Genomic DNA, 1,515 nt, shown 5'->3' with positions numbered 1-1,515 from the left:
CACCTACACGGGGGACGACAATATCACCCTGTCGAACGCGCGCGTCAAAAGCGGCGAATTCGTCAGCAACGTGAAATCGGTCGGCTATTACGGTGCCGATTTGTACGCGGCCATGAACCGTCGTCAGATTCCACGTGAGAGGTTCTACAAGCCCTCGCCGATGATGCTGAGCCAGCCGGTGACTAACAACCAGACCGTCAACCAGACGATAGCGCCCGTGTTCCAGCAGAAGATCGTGCGTCCGGCGGATGACATGTATACGGCGGCGTCGATCATGTACCGCAACGCCGCTCATCTCGTGGGGAGGCTCTCAAGATGAACGACCTGTGGACGTTGAGCCCGCGTTACGGGGAGCTATGGGCCGGCGACGAGCTCGTCTGCCGGTTCAATCCCGCGGATTCGCCCGACCGGGGCCTGTACATCACCGCCAACGGCGTGGAGGGCTGGGATACGCTGCCGGACGCGAAGGTCGCCCTGACCGAACGCGGCCAGGGCGACGGCGCGCATGACGTGTCCGAAACGGATATCCTGTATTCGGCCCGCACCGTGACCGTGCACTACGAGGCGGTCGGCTACAGCCGTGCGGACCTACTCTCCCTGATGCGCCGCATCAACACCGCGGCGCACCGCTCCTGCAGGCTGCGCATGGTCGACGGCGACGAGGACACATATTGTGAGGGCTACGTGGCGCAGATGGGCCGCGACTCGCGGTGGAATCCCCTGTTGGAGAACAATCTGACATTGCATTTCGTGTGTCCTCGTCCGGAGCGTTTGGCGTGGGATGCGCGGCGTTCTCAGCTGGTTCCGGCGTGGGATGCGGGGTTGGGCCTGTCGTATGGGAGCGGGAACGCGGGGCTCGCGTATCCGCTGTCCTATGGCTCGGCGGCCGTGGATGCGCGGAACGTGTGCACGCTCGTCAACAACGGTTCCAGCCGAGCCTACCCGGTGTTCACCGTGCAGGGTCCGTGGCCGGACGGCGTGCAATTGAACTTCCCGGGCCGTGACATGAGCCTGGACTACTCGCAGGCGGTCGGCGGCGTGCCGCTCGTGCTGGACTCACGGAGCCGCACGGCGAGCATAGGCGGGCTGGACGTGAGCCGCAACCTGCGCCAGCGCGGCTTCCCCACCGTGCCGCCGGGCGGCTCGGTGGCCGTGAACCTGCAATCCATCGGCGACGGGCACGTGACCGTCGAATGCCGTGACACCTACATGTGATCAAGGAGGGATTATGACGACAGCTTTGGGGGTGGCCCCCGATTCGACCGGCAGGGGAGTGGACCCGCCGACCCACCGCCGGATCATCAAGGCGCACTGGGAGAACGTCGGCATCGTGTGCGGATTGGACGTGACGGGTCGCTCCGACCTGCGCTACAACGTGGCCGCGGGCGTGGCCGTCTGCTCGCGCGGCAGCGCGGACGGGTACGCCGAGGCCTACTGGGACGGCGGTCAATCGCCTGCCGTGTCGGCCGGCGACCCGTCGAACCCGCGCATCGATGTCATATGGATCAAGGCGAA

The 1,515-nt window shown here is 65.5% G+C and carries 3 protein-coding genes; all 3 read left to right on the top strand.

Going from position 1 to position 1,515, the window contains the following annotated elements; translation table 11 throughout:
* On the top strand, window positions 1–319 hold a 319-nt coding region (locus tag AB5Z52_RS17025; RefSeq protein WP_368267138.1), incomplete at its 5' end, for a hypothetical protein.
* On the top strand, window positions 316–1,215 hold the full coding sequence (locus tag AB5Z52_RS17020; protein WP_368267137.1) for a hypothetical protein: 900 nt from the start codon (window positions 316–318) through the stop codon (window positions 1,213–1,215). The genes AB5Z52_RS17025 and AB5Z52_RS17020, both read left to right, overlap by 4 nt.
* A 13-nt stretch (window positions 1,216–1,228) precedes the next feature.
* Window positions 1,229–1,515, top strand: a 287-nt coding sequence (locus AB5Z52_RS17015) for a hypothetical protein (protein ID WP_368267136.1), incomplete at its 3' end; no start/stop codon positions are given.

The sequence above is a fragment of the Enterococcus sp. RTP21361st1_A6_RTP21361_211029 genome (genome assembly GCF_040910045.1).
Taxonomy (GTDB): domain Bacteria; phylum Bacillota; class Bacilli; order Lactobacillales; family Enterococcaceae; genus Enterococcus_D; species Enterococcus_D gallinarum.
This window is presented reverse-complemented; position numbering and strand designations above follow the sequence as displayed.

Coding starts and splice junctions, on each gene's coding strand:
- AB5Z52_RS17020 (WP_368267137.1), top strand. CDS start 316: ATGAACGACCTGTGGACGTTGAGCCCGCGTTACGGGGAGCTATGGGCC.